The sequence below is a fragment of the Magnetococcales bacterium genome (assembly GCA_015228815.1).
Taxonomy (GTDB): domain Bacteria; phylum Pseudomonadota; class Magnetococcia; order Magnetococcales; family UBA8363; genus UBA8363.
In genome coordinates, this window is the sequence record JADGCV010000001.1 from 105,118 (window position 1) to 129,419 (window position 24,302).

A 24,302-nucleotide genomic window follows, 5' to 3' on the forward strand; every position below is an offset into this window, starting at 1 on the left:
GTCAACACAACCTGTCCCCATCGAACAGAATCCACCCCTGACAACCGACTCCCGCCAGTCTCTCCGCGATGACCGATCCCTGGGCGTTCCTGTTGCCCGGGAAAAAGGATCCCCATCGGCAGACTTTTCCCACCTCAGCGTCGCTTGCCACCCATCAGTTCATCCAGGGTACAGGGTTCCTGGGTCACCGTGCTGTTTTTGACGATCCACTCGATCACCATCTCCTGAAGCACCGCGTGGCGCAAGGAATCCATCCGTTCCCGATTGTCCCGCACCATGCGCCGCACCTCGGCGGACCGATCCCCAAAGGCCAGGGTCATTTCATTCAACCGATCCTCGACCCGGGTTTCGTCCACTTCGACCTTTTCCTTGTCGGCGATACGCGCCAGCAGCAGCTCCAAACGCACCTGGTCTCCCGCCGAATCGCCAAAAAGACCCAGCAACCGGGCGTCATCAAGCCCCATTCGCGAGACATCAATCCCCTGGGCCTGATAATCCCGTTTCATCTGGGCCAGCATGTTCCTGCGCTGACGTTCCTCCAGACGGCTTGGAATCTCGAACACATTGGCCTTGAGCAAAGCCTCGTGGACACCCGTTTGAACCTTCTTCTCCACCGCGACCCGGACATCCTGTTCCAACCGTTCCCGAATCATTTCCCTGAGCCGGACCAATCCCCCCTCGGCAACACCTGCCTTTCGCGCCAGTTCATCGTCGATTTCCGGCTTGACCGGAACACGGACCTCATGAACGGTGCATTGAAACACCGCATCCTTCCCCGCCAGTTCCTTTTTTCCATATTCGGAAGGAAAGGTGACCTTCACCTCGCGACGGTCCCCCCCCCGGGCTGACAGCAGTTGATCCTCGAAACCGGGAATGAATTGTCCACTCCCCAATTCCAAGACATACTTATCCGCCTTGCCACCGGCAAAAGGAGCACCGTCGATGAACCCCTCGAAGTCCATGACCACCTGATCCCCGGTAACCGCCTCCCGTCCGGGAACCGCATCGAAACGTCCGTGACTCGACTGGATCTCGCCCAATACCCTGTCGATGTCCTCCCCTGTAATATCCACCTTGGGCTGGCTCAGGGACAGGCCGGTATAGCCGGTCGGTTCGATTGTCGGAAAAATCTGAATGTTGGCGGTAAAGGAAAACTCCCTGCCCCGTTCCAGCGTCCCGAAGGACAATTCCGGCTGATCGACCGGATTCAGATTGTGCCGCGTCAAGGCTTCGGGAAAACTTTCGCGAAAAAATTCCTCGGCGATGGCACTGGTCAGGTGATCCTTGAAACGCGATTCGAGAATCTTTCTCGGGATCTTGCCGGGACGAAACCCGGGCAGGCGAACCGTGGTGGCGAGTCGGGCAAGTTCCTGGTCGATCCGCCGGTCCACTTCCGCCGACGGCAGGACAAACTTCAGTTCCCGATCAAACGTGGCTTTTTCTTCGATGGTGACTTCCATGTATTCTTGCTTTGGCTGGTCGTTGCTGGAAAATTCAGAATAACCTTCCGGAATTGTATTTTCAACGGAATCGTGACAACAAGGGCATTTATCTTCCCTTCGGGCACCGTGGTCCAAGCCCGACACGCCATTATCTTGAAAAAAAGAATTCTTCCCACCTCCGGATCGTGCGACCCATCCCGTCCCTTCGGGGGGCACAAGACGGAATGGGTCGTTGCGGCGCGGCCTGTCTTCTCCTGGAACTCAGGCGCTTCAATCCGCGGGGTGTCAACCCGTTCAGGCGAGAATATCCACACTCCCCAGGTGCGCACCGCCGGGAACAGAGGGAGGATTGCGCGCGGCGCGGGCATTGGCACGGATTTCCGCCGAATCCTGCGCCGGAGTGAAATGGGCATTGCGGCTCGACCGCCGGGTCTCTCCGGCAAGTTCGGGCGGGGTGGTGCGGGGATTTCGGCTCGCCTGCTGGACATCATCCGCTTTTTCACGCGGCGTCACCCGGGCTTCATTGTTGGCCGTCTTGGTCCCCTGGGCCAGTTTTCCGACATCTCCGGCAAAAAAATTAAGCATTGGGCCATTGGCATTCTGCAGGACGGGGCTGGACAGTTCACCGATCGATGGCATGGCGGCGTGACTCCTTTGTTCGGTCTCCCGACGTCAGAAAGACAATCCTCGCTGAAATCGGGGTGGCTTGAAAAATTCGACGATTTCGTGACCACATTTTAATGAAAGTGTAATGGCATAATTATGGAAAGTCAAGGCAGCCCCTCCCCGTCCTATGCCGACGGCAGGAGAATCCACCCTTGAAATCCACTTTGACTTGAGTTGCCGCATCATAACAGAGGCAGGGACCGGACAGTAGGAAAAACGTCCCATGATTGTCGATCCGATGCCACTTCCCGGTGACCACGCCTTCCGTCACGACTCAGGTCTGTTCACACGGAACGGGCCGCTTGGACGGTATTGGCCAGCAGCATGGCGATGGTCATCGGACCGACCCCTCCCGGAGAGGGGGACACGGCGCCCGCCCGGGGATAAACGGAGGCAAAATCGCAGTCACCGCAAAGGGATCCATCGGCAAGCCTGTTGGTACCGACATCGATGACGGTGGCTCCCTCCCGGATCCATTCTCCCGGGACGAATCGAGGCCGACCGATGGCGGCAACGACAATTTCTCCCTGGGCCACGACCCGATCCAGATTCCTTGTTCGGGAATGGCACAGGGTCACGGTGGCGTTGGCCTGCAACAGCAACATCGCGACCGGTTTGCCGACAATGTTGGAACGACCGAGAACGACGGCGTGTTTTCCGGCGCAATCGACCCCGGCAGACTCGATAAGGGCCATCACCCCCAACGGAGTGCAAGGGCGAAGACCGGGACGACCAATCGCCAGAAGACCTGCGTTGGCAGGATGAAACCCATCCACGTCCTTGGCGGGGGCGATGGCTTCGATAATCCGGGCCTCGCGAATCTGGGATGGCAGCGGCAATTGAACCAGGATTCCATGGACCCGTGGATCTTCATTGAGAGTCGCCACGCATTCGAGAAGTTGTTTTTCGGAAGTATCGGCGGAGAGTTCGTGTGCGAACGAGTCGATTCCGACCTCGGCGCAGGCTTTCTTTTTCATCCGCACGTAGACCTCGGATGCGGGATTGTTGCCCACCAACACCACGGCAAGACCAGGAACGATGTTTCGTTCTTCCTTCAGCGCCGCGACCTCCCTGGCCAGACCTCCGCGAATATCGCCCGCCAATTTTTTTCCATCCAGAATCATCGCCATCAACTTCATCCTGTAAAAATTAATTCCATGTCGTGGAAAGACTGGGGGATTGCCCCCAGACCCCTTTTTTCTCTCAATAATTCATTCACCCCGATCCGGGTTGCGCCAGAAACACCCCATTGCGCCCCCCCTGCTTGACCCGGTACAACGCCCGGTCCGCCTCCTTGACCAACGCCTCAAGATTCGAACAATGAACATGATTGGAAATACCAATGCTCACCGTCACCTGCAACCCGTCCACTTCACTCTGGGCAATTTTCTGTCGAAACCGCTCCGCCGCCTCGAAAACCTGTTGCGGCTGGGTATTGGGAAGGATGACGGCAAACTCCTCGCCACCATAACGGCAACAACTATCCACGGAACGAAAATGACTCTTCATCGCCTGGGCCAGGTGGATCAAAACCCGATCTCCCTGGTCATGTCCATATTCATCATTGAAACGCTTGAAATGATCGACGTCAATGATCAAAAACCCGAAATTGTGACCATATCGATCGGCACGACCGAATTCACTGTACAACAATTCGTCCAAACGACGCCGATTGAGCAAACCCGTCAAGGCATCGGTATAGGAAAGACTGCGCAGCTTCTCCTCCAACTGTTTCTCGGAAGTCACATCGCGCAGCAACGCCATCGATCCAACCAACCCGCCCCCGCCATCGTGAATGGTGGCGGCATGGACGTTGAGAACCTTTTGATTGTAAACGACCGTGGTCGGGACATCGATACTCGAACGCCGTACCGAGGTCGAAACGAACTCGGGGTCATCGAGGATATAGAAAAAACCATCGTCGATGATCTGCTGCCTGGTTTTTCCCAAAAGCGTCTCCGCCGCCGGATTGACCAACACCACCGCCCCGGAAGAATCGGTCGAGACAATCCCCTCGCGCGCGCCAATCAGAATGGTGTTGAGTTTGTCCCGCTCCTGCTTGAGGCCCGAATGGGCATGATGCAACTGCTGACACATCTGATTGAAAATCCTGGCCATGTCCCCGATTTCATCCTGTCCCACAACGGGTACCCGGTGCTCCAGATCCCCCTGCGCCATCCGGGTCATGGCATTGGTGACCCGGGCAATCGGTTGCACCACCGAACGACGAACCAGCAGCACAAGCGCAGTCAACGCCAAACTCAACCCAACCATGATCACCGAACCCTGCAACACCATCCAATCCATCCTTTTCCGATCTTCCGTCGTCTCGAAATAAATCTCGAAAGCCCCAACAAAACGACCCTGGAACATGACCGGAACGTAGGTCTCGACAACATCGATGGGAATCCTTTCCCCCTCCAGAGAGTTCTTCTCCTTGGTGACGGTACGGGTCAGATGCTGCCCCTTGGCGACAATATCCTGGAAATAATCGTGACGGTTGACCTCTCCTATTTCACGTTGATCCGAGGAATGGATGATTTCACCACGAAAGTCGAACAGACGGTATTTATACAACCCAAAATCATCGGCGATTTTTTTCATCTCCTCCACGAACCCAACCGAAAGCGGATGAATACCGTCGGCATCGACGGTGATCAACCGTTGCAGATGGGTGGCGATGCGCACCGCGGACCGCTCCGTCTGTTCCGTCAACAGAATGGAAAAACTGGGAAAGGCGATGAAAATGGCATAGAGTGGCACAAGGATCGTCACCAGAAAGGACAGCAGAAAACTGTTGCGCAAAAATCGATATTTCAACATTTTTATTGACCATCGCAAAAGAAAACATGAATGCGTCGATAAGAAATTTTACGACATATCGTTCTTGGAAAACAATGATTTAAAAACAAACAAGAATTAAAGTGAAATTTATATTTCCCCGACCCTGCCAAAAGAGCCCCCCCATGACAACCCGTTACGATTTTTTGATCATCGGCGCCGGAATCATCGGCATGGCCATCGCTCTTTCCTTGCGGGAGCGCTTTCCCAAGGCTTCAATCGCGGTGGCGGACAAGGAGGATCAGGGGGGAAGGCATGCCAGCGGTCGCAACAGCGGCGTCCTGCACGCCGGTTTCTACTATCCCGCCGACACCCTGAAGGCCCGTTTCACCCTGGAGGGAAACCGCGTCCTGACCGAGTATTGTCTGGAGCGCGGTCTGCCGATCCGTCGTTGTGGAAAAATGGTAGTCGCCGTTACGGAACAGGACTTGCCGGGGATCGAACTTTTGAAAAAGCGGGCCCATCACAACGGAGTAACCCTGGAATCGCTCGACCTCGCCCAGGCCCGCGCCATGGAACCGGCATTGAACGATCTCCTGGCAGTCCTCCATTCCCCGGCCACGGCGGTCGTGGATCCCCGAATCGTCCTGGGTTCCCTGACCGGCGATGCCAGAGCCAAAGGAATCGACCTTCACTACGGCGCCCCTTTTCTTGGACGCACCCGATCGGGCATCCGCATCGGCCAAACAGAAATGACGTGTGGTTATTGCATCAATGCCGCCGGCCTGTACGCCGACCGGATCGCCCGGGCCTTCGGCTTTTCCCAGGACATGGCCATCCTTCCCTTCAAGGGGCTGTACCTGAAACTGGCTGCGAAAATCGCTCCATCGTTACGCACCCATCTTTATCCGGTTCCCAATCTCAACAACCCTTTCCTCGGCGTCCATTATACCGTGACCGTCGATGGCGGCCTCAAGATCGGTCCTACCGCCATTCCCGCCCTGTGGCGCGAACACTATCAGGGTTTTTCTCGCTTTGATCTTCTTGAAATGATGGATATTTTTCTCCGCGAAAGTCGCCTGTTCCTCAACAACTCCTTCGGATTTCGCCATCTGGCCTGGAACGAGTTGGGCAAGCTCCACAAACGGGGAATGCTCCGCCAGGCAACACCCCTGGCCACCCCCCCCGGACCAGTCAATGCTTGGCATTGGGGACCTCCAGGCATACGCGCCCAACTGATCCGTCTGAGCGATCACTCCCTGGTCATGGATTTTCACCATGAGGGAGACCAACACTCCTTTCACGTCCTCAACGCCGTTTCACCGGGATTCACCTGTGCCATCCCGTTCGCCCGCTACCTCTGCGACCAGATGGAAAAACTCATGGCATGATCGCATCAGCCCCTCTTCGACCCCTCTTCGACGGTCCTTGCCCGGCGCCCCGGTCTTTCCCGGAACCGGAAACGACCGTCCATCACGGTGCGTGGCTGATCATCCCCCAAACCACCAACCACCCGCCCAACGCCGCCACCAACGTCATGACAACATTGGCGATCACTTTACGCCGATGGAGACACTGCAAAGGTGTTTTGCACTTGAACATGATCCAGAAACGCCTTTCCGTTGGCAGGTTTGATCCGATCGATGGTCTTTTCCGCCACCGCCTTCTCCGGTTGAAAATAAATCCTCGGGAGAAATGTTAGCAAGTGTTCATAAACATGGTCGAACAAGGGCATCTCCCACCTTGATCCTGGTCAAGAATCATTGGAAAGAAGGCACCTGAACCAATCATTCTCCAACCATGTGTTCAATCCGACCTGGCTGCACCAACGATCCCATGCCGGAAAGAGCGCATGAATTGTTTAAGGCAAACTTCCATTAATGTCAATACCCTGCCCCTCCACGATACTCTTTTTTTGCATGAAGCGGCGATGATGCGTCACATTGATTGCTGGCAGGTGTCATCACCCTGACGATTTGTCACATATTTTATCAATTTTCGACGGGGCGTTGGCATTGATCCAGAGGGGGTGCGATTTTTCAATATGTCATTGTCTATTAAGTGTTTTTTTATTATCCGCATCCCAAACATCGAAAAAAAAGAAAAAAAAATGGCCCGGCAGCTACAGCCATCGGGCCAGAGAGAGAGAGGGGTAATACCTGTCAACAAGCAATGCTTGTGCCAGAAATTTAGAAACCTTCCCCCCCTTCTTCCACCTTTTGTCGATTTTTCTCATCGATGCGCCGTTTCCCCAGGCGTTGCAGCCGCTCTTCGGCATGCGCGAGCGTCCTGCCCAGATAGAGCGCATGGGCGATGTCGGAAAGGGCCATGTCCGCCACCAGTTGCCGCTCCAGTTCGAGGGCGCTGGAACCGGTATAACGGGTCAGGCGTTGTCCCTCGAAACGATGTTCGACGACGATCCTCCCCTGCGCCTCATCGACCGTTACCAGGAAGTCACCATGGGGGTCGGGAATGAAATAGTCAGGATGCAGTCGTTCCCCACGGCGAAATTCATGGATGGTCCGGGCCCGTTCATGGGCGTTTCCCTTGGGATCGATGCTCAGGGAATGGCTGATGATGGTGATCGCCCCGGGAGTCATGGGAATGGCCAGGGCGACCTTGCGTTGAATGGCGATCAACCCATAGACGTTTTCAGGCCAGGCCCGGAGGGCATTATGGGTGCGAAAGGTTGCGGTCAGCGTCAGATGCTGGTCAAATTTGCGGAAAAAAAGCGAGACAAGACAGGGATGTCCTTCGTTGACGGAAAGAAAATCCCGGGTGGTATCCCATAGCGAAATATAGACATGCCGCGATTCCGGGTTTGCCCGAAGCAAAGCGATCGCCTGTTCCAGGGCATCACCGTTTACCGGGGAATCTTCCCCCCGCGCACCAAAATAACGCCGCAGTCGGTGGCCGTAGCCATAATGCTGATCCGGGGGAAGGTCGGGAGTGAGGATTTGCCCTTGATACTTTTTGAATTTTTCCAGGGAAAAACCGTGCTCCGCAAGAACCGCTTCCGATTCTTCCAGGGGTTGCCCGACGGTCACCTTGACCGACTGCAATTCGATCCGTTCCTCTCCGCCCCCCAGATCGACACGATGACCAAAACGATAGATCCGGAAAATCAATTCCCTCCAGGCTTCCATGGGTGTTTGCGCCAGAATGGCATGGCAACGCGGTTCGGAAGGATAGCGACTGATGGCCAGGGTGGGAAGAGGCACGCGGCGACGTTCCTCCACCGTGGACGGGCGCGGCCCAAGGGTAGAGAAAAAATGGCGCAGATTGTCGGCGCTGGCCCCATCCTTCGGCAGGCCAAGATCGGTCACGGTCAACCGATGGCGAAAATCATCGGGTCCCAGGGCATCATCGATCTTGTGCCGGGTGCCGGAAATTTGAAAAACCGTGGCCCCGAGACAGGTCGTTCGTTCCAGACCATGCTCGAAAAATCGCAACACCAGCTCCCGAGATCCCCCCAGATCGACGCCAAACAACACCAAATGGCGAATCTGGGGATTATGGGCCAGATTGCGCAGCAATTCGGGCAACCCTTCGCCGTAGAGGGTCCCGATGGCGGCGATGCGCGAAGTCCGCCGTTCAAGGTCAATCCCGGCCTGGGTCAGGTATTTTCGGATCAGGGGACGGGGCGACCACAGGGTGACCATCCCGACATCGCCTTCCGGATTGATGATGTCCAACCGATCGGAATAGAAAAGGGGAATGAATTCCATTGGGAAAAGGGGTCCATGGCAGTCGATGCCCGGCAGAGCCGAAAATGATGCAGATGCCCGGCAGAGCCGAAAATGATGCAGGGGCAAATTTCAGGATACCTTGTTCGATTCATTTTATCATGGCACTGCTGAAATGAAGGAAGGAGCATACAGACATGAAACCGCAACCATCACGGTGTACGCAGCCTCGGTAAGGATCATGACGCCCCTCCTTTGACCATGCGGGTTACCTTCATCAACAGATCGGTCACTTGTTCGACGAGTCTTTCCCGGTTCAGGGGGGTATCGGCGGCGTCCCATGCCTCATAACGGAACTGCACGGCAAAAGCGGTCAGGTCGATAAAATCCCTCTCCCCGGTCACATCCTCACCAGACTGATTGAGCAAAACCAGCAACAACCGCAGGTTGTGGGTTCTGGGGACATCCTGATCCCGATGGGCCAGCCATGCCTTGAGGGACTTTTCCACTGCCTGTTGGGCGTGCAACCCGAAAATCTCATCCGGAAAGCGTTCGGCGTCCTGCATATTGGCAATGGCTTGCAGGTCACGACCGGCGGCTTCCAGCATGCGCCAGGCGGTTTCATGATCGGACATGAAGCACCTTCCCCTCCCGCAGGGCGCGGGCCACGACGTGGTTGGTGGAGGATTTCAACCGATCCACTTCATCACTGGAATAGACCAGGATATCCGTCGCCACCGGAATGGTCCCCATGGCCCGCTCCAGACGGTTGATCTCCCGGAAACGGCTGCGGTGGGGACCGAAAGGTTCGGTTTCGATCACCAGCAGGTCCACGTCGGAATCGGTTTGGGCGTCGCCCCGCGCCTGGGAACCGAACAGAATGATGCGTTCCGGGTGGGCAGCGGCGACGATGGCACGCACCATGGCGGCCAGATGAGTTTCGGTAGCGATCATTACAATTTCCCCCGGAAGGTGTGCTGCCAAACGGTCTCCACGATTCGGACACTCATGGCGGACTGTCGGCGTCTCATAAGGATCATGACGCCCCTCCCTCGACCCTGCCGGTCACCCTCACCAGCAGGGCGGTCACCTGTTCGATGACATCCTCCCGGTCCAGGGGCGCCTCTTCCGGCGTCCAGTCGTAGCGCAACTGTACGGCGTAGGAGTTGAACTCCAGGAGATCCCACAGTTCTTTCACCTCCTGATTCCGTTCTTCCAGGAGCGTCAACAACAGGTTCAGGTCGTGGGTTTTCGGATAGGCGGCACCAAGAATGGACAGCCACGCCTTCAATCCCTTTTCAATTGCCTGCTGGGCATGAAAACCGAAAATGGCGTCGGTGAACGTTTCCGGATCGCGCATGCCGGAAAGGGCCTTGAGATCGGCCTGGGCCAGCTTGAGCAGGCCGCAGGCGTGGTCAATGTCGTTCATGGAGCACCTTGCCCTCCCGCAGAGCGCGAGCGATGAGGTGGTTGGTGGTGTCCCGCCACCGGGCCACCTCGTCCACGCTGTAAAGGATGATGTCCACCGGAATTCGGACCCGAGTCAGAGAACGCCACAGACGGGCCAGGACCTTGCGGCGACTGTTATGGGGACCGTAGGTTTCCGTGGTGACCACCAGCAGATCCACGTCCGAGTCGGGTGCAGCGTCGCCCCGGGCACGAGAGCCGAACAGGATGATCCGCTCCGGGTGGACGGTTTCCACAATACGGGCGCTCAAGGCGGACAGATCGGCATCGGTGATGGTCATGGGGCGCTCTGTTTTAGTGCCATGATCTCCCATTACCGGGTCCATCATGCCTCCTCGAATGGATTGAGAAGCGTCCGATTTCCCTCAGTACCTGGCCATTGATCACCGGCGTTTTCCCCAGTATCGCCAACCATTGCCGGGCCAACCCATGCCGCCGGTCTCCGGAAGCAACCAGGGCATAGACCCACAGGTTGGTATCAACGAAGACAGGCGCGGTCATGGATCTCCTCCCGCTTCATGGGCAGGCCATCTCCTTTGGGGGGATAGGGATTGGCCAGAAGGGCAGACATCGCGGCAGAACCAGCATTGACTCGCTCCCGATCGAAACGCCATACCCAAGTGTCGCGAACGGGAATATCACCCTGTCCCCTCTCCGCTTCCTGGACCGCTTGCCCCACCGCATACCGCTGTTCCAGGAACAGGACAAAATCCAGCACCCGGTCCGCCAGAGCCTCGGGCAACCTTTTGACCTCCACATAAATGCGTTCGGCGGTAGTCATGGGGCATGCTCCTTGTCCAACAGGGTTTTTTAACTTGTTCAGATCCTGCATGACATTGCGCTCCCGGTCGATCATGCGCTCCAGGATCGTCGCAACCGTCCGCAGACACGTCCCGGAAGTGTCCCATCGATCCCAGACCCATCTCAAGACGTTCAGCCGTCTTTTTCGACGCGGTTTCTTCCCCGGGTCTTGGCCTGATACAACGCCCGGTCGGCGCGCTCCGTCAGGGTTCGGATCGAATCCTCCCTCCTTGCCTGGGAGACGCCGAAACTGCACGTCACTTTTCCCGCCCGGCCAAACGTCTCCCCCTCGATGAGACGCCTGAGTTTCTCGGCCAGCTTGCAGGTGGCATTCAGATCGTTGAGGGGTGAAACGATCATGAACTCCTCTCCCCCCCACCGGGCCACGATGTCCTCGATCCGGACGTTCTCCCGCAATGTCCTGGCAAACTTCTTCAACACGTCGTCCCCGACCTGGTGGCCATGGGTGTCATTGATTTTCTTGAAATGATCGATGTCCCCAAGAATGATGGAAATGGCAAGATCATGGCGCCGGGCCCGATGCAGTTCCGCCTCCAGAACGCCCTGCAACCGCGCCCGGTTGCAGACTCCGGTCAGGGCATCGGTGAAGGCCTGGGTTTCCAGTTGCCGTTTTTCGTTTTCAAGATGGGTGATGTCGATGAACGAAAACAGATGCCGATCCTGCTCGGGAAGCGAGTTGGTCTTGAGGGCAAAGGGGACCAGGTTTTCGGAGCGTTGGTTCTTGAGATAGACGACGGAAAACTTTTCGGGAGTTTGCAGAAGTTGATCAAGCCAATGCCCCTCCTCGTTGATGCCTTGACCCTGGGCAGTGAACATCAGATCGCCGGCATTCTCCACCACCTCGTTGAAATGCTCGATCGAGGAAAACCCGAGAAAATCGAGAAATGCCTGATTGACATATTCGACGCAGCCGTCGGTGATCACCATGAGCAGATTGGGCTGGGCATCCAGGAGAAAACGAACATAGCGGTTGGCCTCCTCCTTCTGACGGTTGCTGAACAACAGTTGCGCACATTTTTCCACCGCCTCGATCAGAAAACGGGGGTTGGTCGGCTTGAGGACATAGCGATCGATCCCCAGATCGATGGAGCGGATGAAATATTCGTCGTCGTTATGCGCCGTCATGACAACGATGGGAATGTCGCGACTTTTTTCGCGAATGGCCTTGGCCATCACCAGGCCGTCCATCTCCGGCATCATGATGTCGGTCACCACGATGTCGGGATCGAGGACGAGAAATTTGTCCAACCCCTCCCGACCATTCGCGGCAATCGCAAGCCTGGGCACCCGTCGCGAAAGAAATCGAACCATCTGAGTCCGAATGTCCGGATCATCCTCCACGTAAAGAAGGGTAAGCGATGACAGAAAATCCTGACGGGCTGCCATGGGATCGGCTCATTTCCTTGAAATCGAACTCTTGGTTACCCTGCCAGAAACAAACTCCTGGCAACCGCGGCAAAATCCTGGATCCTTGCCTCAAACACCTCCAGAAGTGATCAACCGCTTCCGGACCCGTCCATGATCATGAACAAATGGCATTGTTCCCTGGCGTTTTCCTAGGGCATGGGCCAGAAATCGGCCATAAGTCGGATCTGGACCGCAAGAATTTCCCGTCTCATCCCTTCGATATTGATCACATGGTCCGCGGCCCGTTCGTAAAAAGGGCGACGGCGGCGCATGATGGTCTCCTCGCTTTCGGTAGCGCTCAGAGGTGGACGACGCGGGTCGGCGGCAACCTTGGCAGCCAGACGCGGAATATCCCCTTCGAGCCAAAAGACCCTGCCATTTTTCCGGAGAAGGTCCATTTTGCGCCGACTGTAGACTTCACGTCCCTGGTCATCCAGATCGATCACCACCCCGCCACCGGTATCGACGATGACATCATTCATTCCCGCCACCTTCCGCACCACCTCCGCTTCCAGGTCGCGAAACGCCCGCCAGTCTCCTCCCAGGGAGGCGAGAATATTCGGGATCGTGGCCCCGCCCCGTTCATAGGAGATCAGGGCATCGGTAGACATCACCGGTCGTTTGGTCAACAACGACAGCCGGCGCGACAGGTTGGATTTTCCCGCCCCCCGCATGCCGATCAGGATCAGATTCACGTCGTGTCACCCTTTCCCGAACGTACCTGCCGCACCCCTTTGACGATGACCAGAACGATCGGCGTCAGGTGCATGAAAAAATCGAAAATGTCGATGGGACGGGTCAAGGTGCCATGGACAAGCATTTTTATTTTTTCCCACAAATGTGGTTCCGGAGCGACCGGAGCGATTCCCATGAAAATGGCGATGACAACAAGCGGCAGCCAGGGGATCCGATCGATCACCGACTCCTTTCTTGGCGGTGGACTGTTTTGGTTCATGGTATCCGGCGCTGCTGAAAAATGTAAATGGGAAAGTCCTCCCTTTCTATCCCAAGGCAGGGGTTCGGGGAAACCTTTTTCGGCAATTTTGTCGCAAGCGGTCGCGACGATGGTTGACCCACACCCCCATTGCGCCACATAATGGCGTGTCTCGACCGAAAGAAAAACACAATCCCGCGGGTGTCGTCCAATGGTAGGGCCTAAGCTTCCCAAGCTTAAGACGAGGGTTCGATTCCCTTCACCCGCTCCAAGTTGTCACATGCGATTACCCAACCAGACAGTTTCCCATCTCTTCGGATGTCCTTCTTCCCTGCTCCGATGGTGTGAGGAGCATTTTTTCAAGAATGCGTTGATAAACCAATGCCAGGGTCTCAAGATCTCCGGCGGGGGTCGATTCATCGACCTTGTGCATGGTGGCCCCCACGAGGCCAAATTCAACCGTCTGGGGACAGAACCGGGAGATGAACCGGGCATCCGAAGTGCCACCGCCCGTGGAACGTTCCGGAATCCGGTCGAGGGTCTCGTGAATGGCCTCCTCGATCGCATCGAGCAGCGGTCCGCCCCGTGTCAGAAAAGGGAGTCCAGAAACCTGAAGGGTCAGTTCGAAACGACCGGGATCCCGGTCGAGGGGTTCGAGGAGGGAACGGATCCGGGCTTCGAGAGATTCGGGGGTGTGTTCGGTGGAAAAACGAATGTTGAAGCACGCAGTCAGCCGGGCCGGGATGACATTGGTGGCGCCGTCTCCCGCCTGGATGCGGGTGAACTGGAAAGAGGTCGGAGGAAAATGTGGGTTGACCGCCGCATCGAAGGAATGCCGGGCCAGAACATCGAATACCGCCAGACACTGGTGAATGGGATTGCGGGCCAGATGGGGGTAGGCAACATGACCTTGCAGACCATGAACGACGATGGTTCCGTTGACCGAACCCCGGCGACCATTCTTCAGGCAGTCGCCCAGTTGGTGGACGCTTGTGGGTTCGCCGACCAGACAATAATCCAACCGTTCGTTCCGCGCCGCCATCCATTCGAGGACCCGGGCGGTACCGTCGATGGCCTGTCCCTCCTCGTCGCCGGTGACGAGAAATGAAAGGCTGTGGCGCTCGACGACGCCAGGATGCTCCTGTAGAAATCGCTCGACAGCGGTGACCATGGCGGCGAGCGCCCCCTTCATGTCACAGATCCCCCGTCCGAGGATCATCCCCTCACGATGTTCGGCGCCGAAGGGATCACCTTGCCAAAGGCCGGGTTCTCCGCTGGGGGTGACATCGGTGTGTCCCGCAAAGCAGAAGTTTTTCCCCTTTTCCCCAAGACGGGCATAAAAATTGTGGACCTGTCCGAAAATCAGGGGATGAACGGTAAATCCAAGCCGCTGCAACCGGTCGATGAGGATTTGCTGGCAGCCGTCATCGACGGGCGTGACCGAGGGGACGCGAACGAGTCGCCGGGCCAGCTCGACCGTTGCCGATGAAGAGGAATCGACCATTTTCACGTCCATGAACATGATGCCCTTCGGGCAAAAAACCAAAACCTTGGGGCGTTGCCCCAAACCCCACCGGGGGGGATGATCCCCCCCGGCCCCCCGCAAAAATTATTGCCAAACTTTTTTCCGATACATGGACAGGTCGTCCGGGGAGGAGAAAACAAACCTGGACGGCTCAGAATTCGCGCAGAAGATCATTGATGCCCGTCTTGGAGCGGGTCTGTTCATCGACCGTCTTGACGATGACGGCACAATAAAGATTGGGACCCGGCTTTCCGTCCGGCAGGGGTTTTCCCGGCATGGTGCCTGAAACGACGACCGAATAGGGGGGGACATATCCCATAAAGACCTCCCCCGTTTCACGATTGACGATCCGCGTCGAGGCGCCAAGGAAAACCCCCATCGACAAAACCGCCCCCCGTCCGACAATGACCCCTTCGGCCACCTCGGCACGGGCGCCGATGAAACAGTCGTCCTCGATGATGACCGGGTTGGCCTGGATCGGCTCCAGAACACCGCCGATCCCGGTCCCTCCCGAAATATGGACATTCCTGCCGATCTGGGCACACGAGCCTACCGTGGCCCAGGTATCGATCATGGTTCCCGAATCGACATAGGCGCCGATGTTGACGAAGGAGGGCATGAGCACCACCCCCGGAGCGATATGGGCGCCCGCCCGGACGGTGGCGGTGGGGACCATGCGAAACCCCTTTTCGCGAAAATGAATCTCATCCCAATCATAGGTCTTGAGCGGAACCTTGTCGAAATGATTCTGCGGACCACCAGGGACGCAAACATTGTCGTTGATCTTGAACGAAAGCAGCACCGCCTTCTTGAGCCATTGATGGACGATCCATCCATGTTTGGCAAGGGGATGGTCGGGTTTGTGTTCGGCGATCCGCCGTTCGCCCGAATCCAGTTCTTCAAGCGTGGCCGCCACCGCATCCCTGACCTGGTCGGTAAAATCGTCGGCCAGGGCGTTTCTCTCTTCCCAGGCTTTTTCGATGATGGCTTGATGGTTGTTCATGGATAATCTCCCAAGAAAGATTGGATGGATGACCGCACGGGATCGACGATCATGTCTCCACGCGAAGATTTCCGGATGGAACGGCATGGGGGATCGGGTGGCGATCAGGCCAGATCGGCGACGGCAGCGGCGATGCGCAGAATTCCCTCCCTGTTCTCGTCACGAGGTTGGACCATGGCGACGCGGATGAAGGAGAAACCCGGATTTTCCGTCCCGTCTCCCCGGCCCAGATAAGTTCCAGGCAATACAGTGACATTGTACCACTGAAAAAGGTGGCGGGCAAATGATTCACCACCCCCGGGGACCTTGAGCCAAAGATAAAAGCCCGCCTCGGGGGCCTGAACGGAAAGCGACGGCTGGAGGATCTCCAGGGCGTCTTCCAGCTTGAGGCGGTATTGGGTGCGGTTTTCCGCGACATGGGATTCATCATTCCACGCGGCGATGGCCGCCTGCTGGATGAAGGGCGGCGTGGCGCAACCGGTGTAGGTCCTGAGCTTGAAATAGCCGTCGAGGATCCGGGCATCGCCCGCCACGAAGCCCGAACGGGCCCCCGGCATGTTGGAACGCTTGGACAGGGAATGAAACGCCAGACAACGCTCAAAGGCATCGCGGCCTGTCTTTCGCGCCACCTGCAACAATCCCGGAGGCGGTCGGTGGTACCATATTTCGGAATAACACTCGTCGGCGGCCAGGATGAAATCGTGGGTTTCGGCCAGTTCGAGCAGGCGGACCAGTTCGTCCTCCGGGGTGACGGCGCCGGTCGGATTGGCGGGAGAACACAGGAAAAGAAGTCGCGTGCGTGCAAGCAGTTCGGCGGGAAGGGCGCCATAGTCTGGAAGAAAATGGTTCTTCTCCAGCGCGGGAACGTGAATCGGCGTCGCCCCCGCCATGATGGCCGCCCCCTCGTAGATCTGATAGAAAGGATTGGGCATCAGGACAACCGCGTCGGTCGCGTCGGGGCCGATGACCGCCTGGACAATGGAAAACAGCGCCTCCCGCGTCCCGTTGACCGGAAGAACCTGGGTCTGGGGATCGACCGTCCCGGATCCAAGATCGAAGCGCCGCTCCAGCCAACCCGCCGCCGCCCGTCGCAACCCCTCCTCGCCACGGACCGTGGGATAGCGGCTGATGCCGTCCAGGGAGCGCTCCATGGTTTCCCGGATCCAGGGCGCGACGGGATGTCGCGGTTCGCCAATGGACAGATTGATCGGACGATGCCGCGGTGACGGAGTAACCTCCTGCAAAAGGGTATGCAACTTTTCAAAAGGATAGGGTTGCAATCGACGGAGCAGGGTATTCATCGTTGGGGCGTCCTTGCCAATCGGTTCGAAAAGGAGGCATCAGGGGGTAGGCGCCGTCGGACATGGGTCGTCAACCACTTGACAAGATCCATCCAGATGGCGGTAATCTCTTTTTTTTCAGGCATGATTCCGGCATACTCAAGCTCGATGGTGATGATGGGAATCTTGATGTTGTCCCCGCAATACCGCCCCAGAGAGCCGGGATAGGTTCCCAACAGCGACAAATAAAGCCGTCCCAACCTTTCGGGAGGGGTGTTGGGCGGGCCATCGAAGTCCAACAAACCGTAAGGGGCATGAATGGAAACAACCGCGTCGGGCTTGAAGCGTACAATTTCCTCCGCGACCCAACGCGATTCGGGCTCGCTCAAAGGACCGGGTCCAGGGTAGCGCCGCGGGTCCCGATGGGTCTGGTTGATCCAATAATCCCGACTCGCCTCGATCCATTCCAGGACCGTCGGCGCGGTGGGAAAGTTGCGGTTGAGATCGACATCGTGGGCATTCATCCGTTGCGAAACCGGTCGCAACAGACCGTCGGGGTTCACCAGGGGAGCGACACGCCAATGAAACATCCCCGAATGGTACCGGTTGAGAATCTCCATCCATTTGAAGACAACGCTGATGGACGAATATTCATCCCCGTGAATCCCCCCGAGCAACAGAATGCGCGCCCGCGATTCGCGACCCGGCAGCGGCGGGTATTCCTTGAGCAGAATCGGGATGCCATTGACCGAAACCCCGCCCGAAACGCCCAAACGATGAGAAAGGCATTCCTCAACACTGACGCTGCCCAGTTTCTCGCCAATCCTGGCGCAGGTCTGTTCCATCGTGAGGATGCCCCCGGTTGACCCATCCATCCTGTTTGCCGGAAGGGCCGCCCCTGGAGAATCCATCACCGCCAACGGAATGACCGGAGGAGCCTGTTTGCCGACACCCGTTGCCTGGAGCGCATCCTCCGCCGTCTTCTTGACGATTTCGTGAACCGCGTCCACCATGTCCTGGGATTCCCGATCGCCGGGACCCGCCGAATGCAGGCTGAATACCGGCGCCAACAGCAAGGCAAGCACGCATGAAACCAACCACCAACCTCTCCCAGTGGCAAAAAACAGGAGGGAACGGTTTGCGTCGGATATTGGGAACGGTTTATGCATGTATCGGGAAGCCAGAATTGAAACCTATGAAAGACCGGTAACAAACATGAACCTCCAAGCGGTGGCCATTAAGCGGGATGACCGGTATCGATCGGCTCGGGATACCATGCTCAAACTTCCGTTTCTACTTCAGATCGGGGATGGGCGTCAATCATCCCCGCATGAAATGAAGGATCCGGTGTGTGTTCACTTCAGAAGTCCCAAGGTCCGGCAATGAACAGACGTGATTTTCTCAAGGTGGCGACCGTGACCGGTTCGGCACTGGGCCTCATGACCGTGTCCAGACCCGGTCTCGCGGCGGTGGGTGGCGCCATCGGGGATGCAACCTCGGACGGCGCTCTGCCACTGCCCCTGGCACGCCCGAAATCGAAGGATGACGATCTGGCCGATTACCTGAAAAAGGTCCGGCAGTTCGATGAAGACCATGAAGGGGATGTGTATTTCGACGAATACAACTGGGGATTGCTCAAATCATCACTGGAACGGTTCGTCCGTCTGCAACGGGTCGTCGGACATGGCAACTTCTATCTCCTGGATTTCGACGAGGCGTTGCGTCAGGCCAACCTTTATCCCAGCGTCGGCGCCTTCACCACCCCCGAGTTGAACTTCCTGGAAACCCTGTTCTACGAACAAGCGGCCATCTATGGATTCTATGGCGAGAAACCCTTGAAAAACCTGACCGACCGCATCCCATTGCGCGAAGTGGTCAAGGTCCCCGACAGCGGCAATTATCTCTATCGGGGCAAGCCGATGGAAACCTTCGAAGCCATCCGCAAAATACTCGGCCCCGAGGTCATTCTGACGTCGGGTGTCCGAAGCGTCATCAAGCAATTCTATCTGTTCCTGAACAAAGCCTATGAAAGCGGCGGCAATCTGTCCCGGGCGTCCCGTTCCCTGGCCCCTCCAGGATACTCGTTCCATGGCATCAGTGATTTCGACGTGGGTCAGGCAGGCTACGGCCACTACAACTTCACCGAGCGATTCATCGCGACCAAGGTGTACCGAACCCTGCGCGAACTGGGCTACCTGACCCTTCGCTATCCACGCGACAACCTGCTTGGCGTCCGGTTCGAACCCTGGCATATCAAAGTGGGCACTCGGGTCTAAACGCATCGCATGATCCCCTGCTCCCGCCACGCGCGTCCCAGAATCGCGCCCGCTTCCAGCCATGACAAGACACCCCTCCCCCCTTCCGGAAACGGCGTTTTTCCGGCGTGGATCGGCATTGGCAGCAATCAGGGCAACCCCCTCCGACAGTGTCACCGGGTCCTGACCGCCCTGTCACGACATCGGCGACTTCGGCTGCTGGCGGTCTCCTCCTTCTATCGGACCGAACCGGTCGGATTCCTTCACCAACCCTGGTTCGTCAACGCCGTGGCACTGTTTTCCACCACCCTCCACCCCTTGACACTGCTGAACCTTTTGCAATGTCTCGAAAGACGCTTCGGGCGCACTCGTCGCAACGAACCGAAAAATGGCCCCCGTGCCATGGACCTGGATCTTCTGTTCCACGGTCGGCGCATCCAACGCCATCCACGCCTGATCCTGCCCCATCCCGGCATTCCCCACCGCCGCTTCGTCCTCGTGCCTCTGGCGGAAATTTCTCCCTGGCTCAAGCACCCTCTGTCTGATAAAATCATTGACTTGCTGCTTGAGGAAACCGATGATGTCTCACAGGTGATGGATTTCTCCCACTGCCGGAAAACGCAGGCGTTTCCCGTGACACCGACGCCAGGATACAGATCGGGCGCGGTGATCCAAAACCGGAAATCCAGAACCTTGAAGGTCGGACAGGCTTCCAGAATCCCCAGAATCCATGGATGAAAACAATCCTCAAAAGGACTGTCCGTCGCCGATCACTTTCCCAGGGGTAGTTTTCAGACTTCAACAGGCAGGACGGCCTGGATCCCAACATCACATGGGTGGGACCGGGACTGTTAAGGACATGAATCCCGAGTTTACTTCATTCTCTTCATCGATTGGCGACAGGCATTGCCCTGGTTTGATCCCGGACCCCGCGCCCGCCCGTCGCATTTTCCCTGTTTCGGTCCCCGATCCGACGTTCCCCCGGCAGGCGCTGTCCCGACGCCGCGGCGCCCCATCCTCCGGTATCTCGGGGAGTCTTCCATGTCCTCGCGACTGACAGTCCTCGATTTTCCGAGACTCAAGGCGGAACGCCGTCCCATCGTCTGCGTGACTGCCTACGACTACACCTTCGCCCGACTCCTGGACGATGCCGGCGTCGATTTACTGCTGGTCGGCGACTCCCTGGGAATGGTGATCCAGGGACACGACACCACCCTGCCGGTAACCCTCGACCAGATGATCTACCACACCCAGGCGGTGGTACGGGGATCGAAAAAGGCATTTGTCGCCTGCGATCTGCCGTTCGGCCTGTGTCATCGCTCGGCGGAAGTGGTCCTGGAGGGATCGATTCGCGTCCTGAAGGAATCGGGGGCGCAGGCGGTCAAGGTCGAAGGGGGAACAGTGGTGGCGGAAACCATCCATGCCCTGACCTCGCGTCACATTCCTGTTCTCGGCCATGTCGGATTGACCCCCCAATCGGTACATGCCTTCGGCGGTTTCAAGGTGCAGGGGCGCGGAGAGGCGGCCAATCGGGTATTGGCCGATGCGCTGGCGGTGGAACAGGCGGGGGCGTTCGCCGTGGTCCTGGAAGGGATTCCCGCCAGCCTTGCCGCAAACATCAGCCAACGGCTGACCATTCCCACCATCGGCATCGGCGCGGGTCGTGGTTGCGACGGGCAGGTTCTGGTGATCTATGACCTCCTGGGACTGTATGATGGTTTCAAACCAAAATTTGTCAAACGATACATGGAAGGCAATGTACTGATACGCCAGGCGGTCCGGGAATTCGCCGAAGAGGCGCGAAGCCGTTCCTTTCCGGATGACACCCACTGTTTTTCGGAATAGGCCCCGATCCGTTCCATGGAATTCGACGCCGGGAAGGACACGATGTATTCGGACAAAAACGACATGGTCATTCTGACCAACCGCGAATCCCTGAAGGGATGGACCCGGGAACAACGAACCGCAGGGCGTCGCATCGGCTTCGTCGCGACCATGGGGGCATTGCATGCGGGACATCTTCATCTGGTTCGCCAAAGCCTGGAGCGCACCGACCGCACGATCGTCTCCATCTTCGTCAATCCGACCCAGTTCGGACCGGGAGAGGATTTCGACCGTTATCCGCGCCTCCCCGAACAGGATCAGACCTTGTTGCGTCAGGCGGGATGTCATGCCCTGTTCTATCCCGATGTCGCCACCATCTATCCGGAAGGGTTCCAGACCCGGATCGATGTGGAACCCCTGGGGTCGGAATTGTGCGGTCGGGAACGGCCCGGCCATTTCCAGGGAGTGGCGACGGTGGTGGCGGTTCTGTTGAACCTTGTCAAGGCGGACACCGCGTTTTTTGGCCTCAAGGATTACCAACAGTTCACCCTCATCCGGCGGATGGTGCGTGACTTGAGCATGGATGTCGCAATCGTCGGCATACCCACGGTTCGCGAGGCGGACGGCTTGGCGATGTCCAGTCGCAACCGTTACCTGGGTCCGGAGGACCGCAAACGCGCCAGCGCGATTCATGCCGGGCTGATGGCCGCCAGAAACGCCTTCCTCGCGGGAGAAAAGGAAGCGTGTCGCCTGGAAGACATTTCCCGCCGCATCTTCATCGAGGCGGGAATTCATCGCATTCAGTACATTTCCGTCCGCGCCGCCGCCGATCTGGCGCCGGTGAAAACGGTTGCGGCGGATGGAATCATCCTTGCGGCGGTCAAGGTGGGTTCGACCCGCCTGATCGATAACATCTTGTTGTCCCAATCTCCATGACGATCGAAGAAAGGACCGGGTTGTAATGGAAGTCTCCTTGTTGAAATGCAAGCTGCACCGGGTGACCGTGACCGAGGCCCATCTGGACTATGAAGGATCCTGCGCCATCGATGAACACCTGATGGAGGCTTCCGGCATCCGTGAATATGAACAGATTCATCTTTGGAATGTCACAAATGGCGAACGGTTTCTAACCTATGCCATTCGTGGAGAACGCGACAGTGGCATGATCTCCGTCAACGGCGCCGCTGCCCACAAGGCGCGGCCAGGCGATCTTCTCATCATCGCCGCCTTCGCCTGGATGAGCGACGCCCATGCGGACCGGTTCGAACCCAGGTTGGTTTATGTCGATTCCAGCAATCGCATCGTGCGCACCGGACATCTCATTCCGGCCCAGGTGGCCTGAAAGGATTCGACTGGTCGTGAGAAAAACCTTCGGGAGTTGGATCGTCGGCATGACGGCGTTCGTTCTTGCCTGGGCCCCATGGGGGATAACCCTCGCGGTGGAACCGGGAAGAGGAACGGTTCTGCTGCCACGCTCCGAGACGGTGGATCAGGTTGGGGAGATCCAGGAAGAACGGTCTGGAAGAGATGCAACCTCGGAGTCTGTCCAAGACCCGGATCAGGAACTTCAACCGCGGTCGGTATCGGAGGAGGTCTTGCCGGACTATGGCGCCGAGGGGGTTGGATTCTATCCTCCGATCGACCTGGTACGTCAGGTGGCCGGACGGGGTTCGACCCATTTCAATCCCTATTTGACGCCGCATCTGACCTTGTTTCTTGCCGAATGGGCCTTGAGTGCCGGCGCTGCCTTGCGCAATCCGGAGTGGCTCCAGATCAAGGCGGGGGCCTTGGTGGTTCTGGAACGTTTCGGCGATGCCCTGGAGATTCTGGAAAATCTTCCCCCTTTTCTTTTCCGGGAGGATCCACTGCTGTCACTGCAACTGGCACGGGTCCATCTGGCCAATGGCGGTTACAAACAGTCACGTACACTTTATTCCCGTTTTCTTGTGGAGCATCCTCGCCACCTTCAGGTGCGGGAGGCGGAAAAAGGGATGGCCCTTTCGGTCCTCGGGGCGGGGGAACTGGATCAGGCGGAACTTTTGCTGGGTTTGATGACCGAATCGGGCGACAAGAGGATCCGTTCCGATTCCGATCTTGCGGCGGCCATGGGTCGGCTCATGTTTTACAAGAACCGCAAGGAGGATGCCCAGCGTTGGTTGAAAACATTGGCGGCGATGCCCGAGCCTTCGGGCTGGGACCGACGGCGTCAATGGCGACGTGACGTGGCTCAATTGACCGTATTATTGGGTGATTGGTCCAAGGGAATGACCATCCTCGACGAGCTTCTGGAGCAGTATCCGGGGCCTGCCACCCTGGCGTTGCATGCCCGTCTGATGGAGGGGGCGGCAGCCCGGCCTCCGTGCGGCTGGCGCAACGATGATGCCCAGGGGGAACGACTGCGTTGGTTGCGGTTGCTCAAGGATCCCAGGGCGGATGTTTTGGAGCGGGAGGTGGCGCTTGAAGTATTGCTTGAAGCGGAACGAATCAAACCTTTGGGACTGGCCGGACCCGACGGTGTCCTGGCTCCCGAGAAAATTCTCCCCGATCTGACCTCGCCCGAAGCGGCGGTCCTTTATGCGGCGCATGCCTGGCGCAATCATCAGTATGAAGACGCCTGGGCCTTGTTGCAGGATGTTCCTGGAGAATTGGCGGACGCCTGGAGGTTGGCGGTGCTTGCCGCCGATTTCAGCCCGGTCGAGGAGGTAAACGCGAAGGCGTGGATTGCGGAGCTTCCCGACCCGGCCAAGGATCCGGTGGCGGTGACGATTGCCGAACCGTTGGCGGCGGCGATGTTGGGTTTTACCGAAAAAATGGATCTTTCGGAGGCGGGCCGTATTCGTCGTTTTCTGTCGCGGTTGCCGATGGGGTCCAAGGTACGCGAATCGATGGAGGACATCCTGGGGTTGCAGGCCGCCATGGCGCGCGAAATGAATGAAGAACCCCAGGTGGCGTTGACCCTTTATCTGGAATTGGTCTTGTCCGGAAGCGCTCGGGGAAAGGTACGCGAATGGCCGTGGTATGTCTCCGAGACTCCGGAACAGGCGGTCGTGCGACTGCTCGTTGAAACCGGACGCGAGCGCGAAGCCCTGGAGTTCAAACGCATCTGGATGCCGGAGAAAAAATAATCCCAGACTGAACGACCACCCGTTCTGGTCCTGATATATATTAAACTATTGAAAGAAAAAAGGGGTCTGGGGGATTGCCCCCAGG

General features: G+C 57.6%; 24 protein-coding genes and 1 tRNA gene. 8 read left to right on the forward strand and 17 right to left on the reverse strand.

Features of this window, described 5'->3' with window-relative positions; genetic code table 11:
- Window positions 1–134: 134 nt before the first annotated feature.
- The 4 genes from tig to HQL76_00480 form a co-directional block, all read right to left on the reverse strand.
- Window positions 135–1,460, reverse strand: a complete 1,326-nt coding sequence (gene tig / locus HQL76_00465) for a trigger factor (GenBank protein MBF0107634.1) — start codon at window positions 1,458–1,460, stop codon at window positions 135–137.
- A 276-nt stretch (window positions 1,461–1,736) separates the two neighbouring features.
- Window positions 1,737–2,081 carry a hypothetical protein gene (locus HQL76_00470; protein ID MBF0107635.1) on the reverse strand — a complete coding sequence of 115 codons (345 nt, stop codon included), beginning with the start codon at window positions 2,079–2,081 and terminating at the stop codon, window positions 1,737–1,739.
- Window positions 2,082–2,392: 311 nt separating this feature from the next.
- Entirely contained in the window at window positions 2,393–3,238 is an 846-nt protein-coding gene (folD, locus tag HQL76_00475; GenBank protein MBF0107636.1) for a bifunctional methylenetetrahydrofolate dehydrogenase/methenyltetrahydrofolate cyclohydrolase FolD, read from the reverse strand.
- Window positions 3,239–3,323: 85 nt separating this feature from the next.
- Complete coding sequence (locus tag HQL76_00480; protein ID MBF0107637.1) at window positions 3,324–4,931, reverse strand: diguanylate cyclase; 1,608 nt, start codon at window positions 4,929–4,931, stop codon at window positions 3,324–3,326.
- Window positions 4,932–5,074: 143 nt separating this feature from the next.
- Between HQL76_00480 and HQL76_00485 the strand changes: the two genes are divergently transcribed.
- Window positions 5,075–6,280 (forward strand): FAD-dependent oxidoreductase, encoded by a 1,206-nt coding sequence (locus HQL76_00485; protein MBF0107638.1) that lies wholly within the window; start codon window positions 5,075–5,077, stop codon window positions 6,278–6,280.
- Window positions 6,281–7,078: 798 nt separating this feature from the next.
- On the opposite strand, the gene HQL76_00490 is transcribed toward HQL76_00485, so the two are convergent.
- The 9 genes from HQL76_00490 to HQL76_00530 all read right to left on the reverse strand — a co-directional run bounded on the left by HQL76_00490 (window position 7,079) and on the right by HQL76_00530 (window position 13,226).
- On the reverse strand, window positions 7,079–8,617 hold the full coding sequence (locus tag HQL76_00490; protein MBF0107639.1) for a hypothetical protein: 1,539 nt from the start codon (window positions 8,615–8,617) through the stop codon (window positions 7,079–7,081).
- Between the two features lie 197 nt (window positions 8,618–8,814).
- Entirely contained in the window at window positions 8,815–9,183 is a 369-nt protein-coding gene (locus HQL76_00495) for a HEPN domain-containing protein (GenBank protein ID MBF0107640.1), read from the reverse strand.
- A 13-nt stretch (window positions 9,184–9,196) separates the two neighbouring features.
- Window positions 9,197–9,529 (reverse strand): nucleotidyltransferase domain-containing protein, encoded by a 333-nt coding sequence (locus HQL76_00500; GenBank protein MBF0107641.1) that lies wholly within the window; start codon window positions 9,527–9,529, stop codon window positions 9,197–9,199.
- A gap of 82 nt (window positions 9,530–9,611) precedes the next feature.
- Window positions 9,612–10,004 carry a HEPN domain-containing protein gene (locus HQL76_00505; GenBank protein MBF0107642.1) on the reverse strand — a complete coding sequence of 131 codons (393 nt, stop codon included), beginning with the start codon at window positions 10,002–10,004 and terminating at the stop codon, window positions 9,612–9,614.
- On the reverse strand, window positions 9,991–10,323 hold the full coding sequence (locus tag HQL76_00510) for a nucleotidyltransferase domain-containing protein (protein ID MBF0107643.1): 333 nt from the start codon (window positions 10,321–10,323) through the stop codon (window positions 9,991–9,993). Before HQL76_00510 ends, HQL76_00505 begins: the two co-directional genes overlap by 14 nt.
- Window positions 10,324–10,520: 197 nt before the next feature.
- Entirely contained in the window at window positions 10,521–10,823 is a 303-nt protein-coding gene (locus HQL76_00515; protein ID MBF0107644.1) for a hypothetical protein, read from the reverse strand.
- 152 nt (window positions 10,824–10,975) lie between these two features.
- Window positions 10,976–12,250: a diguanylate cyclase gene (locus HQL76_00520; protein ID MBF0107645.1), complete on the reverse strand. Its 1,275-nt coding sequence runs from the start codon at window positions 12,248–12,250 to the stop codon at window positions 10,976–10,978.
- A 170-nt stretch (window positions 12,251–12,420) separates the two neighbouring features.
- Window positions 12,421–12,966 (reverse strand): shikimate kinase, encoded by a 546-nt coding sequence (locus tag HQL76_00525; protein MBF0107646.1) that lies wholly within the window; start codon window positions 12,964–12,966, stop codon window positions 12,421–12,423.
- Window positions 12,963–13,226 carry an RND transporter gene (locus HQL76_00530; protein ID MBF0107647.1) on the reverse strand — a complete coding sequence of 88 codons (264 nt, stop codon included), beginning with the start codon at window positions 13,224–13,226 and terminating at the stop codon, window positions 12,963–12,965. Before HQL76_00530 ends, HQL76_00525 begins: the two co-directional genes overlap by 4 nt.
- 176 nt (window positions 13,227–13,402) lie before the next feature.
- Between HQL76_00530 and HQL76_00535 the strand changes: the two genes are divergently transcribed.
- Window positions 13,403–13,476: transfer RNA gene (locus tag HQL76_00535), tRNA-Gly, on the forward strand.
- A 15-nt stretch (window positions 13,477–13,491) separates the two neighbouring features.
- On the opposite strand, the gene dapE is transcribed toward HQL76_00535, so the two are convergent.
- The 4 genes from dapE to HQL76_00555 form a co-directional block, all read right to left on the reverse strand.
- A complete protein-coding gene (dapE, locus tag HQL76_00540; protein ID MBF0107648.1) occupies window positions 13,492–14,709 on the reverse strand; it encodes a succinyl-diaminopimelate desuccinylase in 1,218 nt (405 codons plus the stop codon).
- Window positions 14,710–14,881: 172 nt separating this feature from the next.
- Entirely contained in the window at window positions 14,882–15,733 is an 852-nt protein-coding gene (gene dapD, locus HQL76_00545) for a 2,3,4,5-tetrahydropyridine-2,6-dicarboxylate N-succinyltransferase (GenBank protein ID MBF0107649.1), read from the reverse strand.
- Between the two features lie 104 nt (window positions 15,734–15,837).
- The gene (locus HQL76_00550) at window positions 15,838–17,034 is read right to left on the reverse strand and encodes a succinyldiaminopimelate transaminase (GenBank protein MBF0107650.1); all 1,197 of its coding nucleotides are present in this window, start codon (window positions 17,032–17,034) and stop codon (window positions 15,838–15,840) included.
- Window positions 17,031–18,026 carry a succinylglutamate desuccinylase/aspartoacylase family protein gene (locus tag HQL76_00555; protein ID MBF0107651.1) on the reverse strand — a complete coding sequence of 332 codons (996 nt, stop codon included), beginning with the start codon at window positions 18,024–18,026 and terminating at the stop codon, window positions 17,031–17,033. The genes HQL76_00550 and HQL76_00555 overlap by 4 nt, the downstream gene beginning before the upstream one ends.
- A 369-nt stretch (window positions 18,027–18,395) precedes the next feature.
- Between HQL76_00555 and HQL76_00560 the strand changes: the two genes are divergently transcribed.
- The 6 genes from HQL76_00560 to HQL76_00585 all read left to right on the forward strand — a co-directional run bounded on the left by HQL76_00560 (window position 18,396) and on the right by HQL76_00585 (window position 24,217).
- On the forward strand, window positions 18,396–19,289 hold the full coding sequence (locus HQL76_00560) for a D-alanyl-D-alanine carboxypeptidase family protein (protein MBF0107652.1): 894 nt from the start codon (window positions 18,396–18,398) through the stop codon (window positions 19,287–19,289).
- Between the two features lie 9 nt (window positions 19,290–19,298).
- Entirely contained in the window at window positions 19,299–20,006 is a 708-nt protein-coding gene (gene folK, locus HQL76_00565; protein ID MBF0107653.1) for a 2-amino-4-hydroxy-6-hydroxymethyldihydropteridine diphosphokinase, read from the forward strand.
- A 303-nt stretch (window positions 20,007–20,309) separates the two neighbouring features.
- Entirely contained in the window at window positions 20,310–21,113 is an 804-nt protein-coding gene (panB, locus tag HQL76_00570; protein ID MBF0107654.1) for a 3-methyl-2-oxobutanoate hydroxymethyltransferase, read from the forward strand.
- Between the two features lie 63 nt (window positions 21,114–21,176).
- Complete coding sequence (locus HQL76_00575) at window positions 21,177–22,028, forward strand: pantoate--beta-alanine ligase (protein MBF0107655.1); 852 nt, start codon at window positions 21,177–21,179, stop codon at window positions 22,026–22,028.
- A 25-nt stretch (window positions 22,029–22,053) separates the two neighbouring features.
- Window positions 22,054–22,434, forward strand: coding sequence for an aspartate 1-decarboxylase (locus HQL76_00580; protein ID MBF0107656.1), 381 nt, complete (start codon window positions 22,054–22,056; stop codon window positions 22,432–22,434).
- Window positions 22,435–22,450: 16 nt separating this feature from the next.
- A complete protein-coding gene (locus HQL76_00585; GenBank protein ID MBF0107657.1) occupies window positions 22,451–24,217 on the forward strand; it encodes a hypothetical protein in 1,767 nt (588 codons plus the stop codon).
- Window positions 24,218–24,302 lie beyond the last annotated feature (85 nt).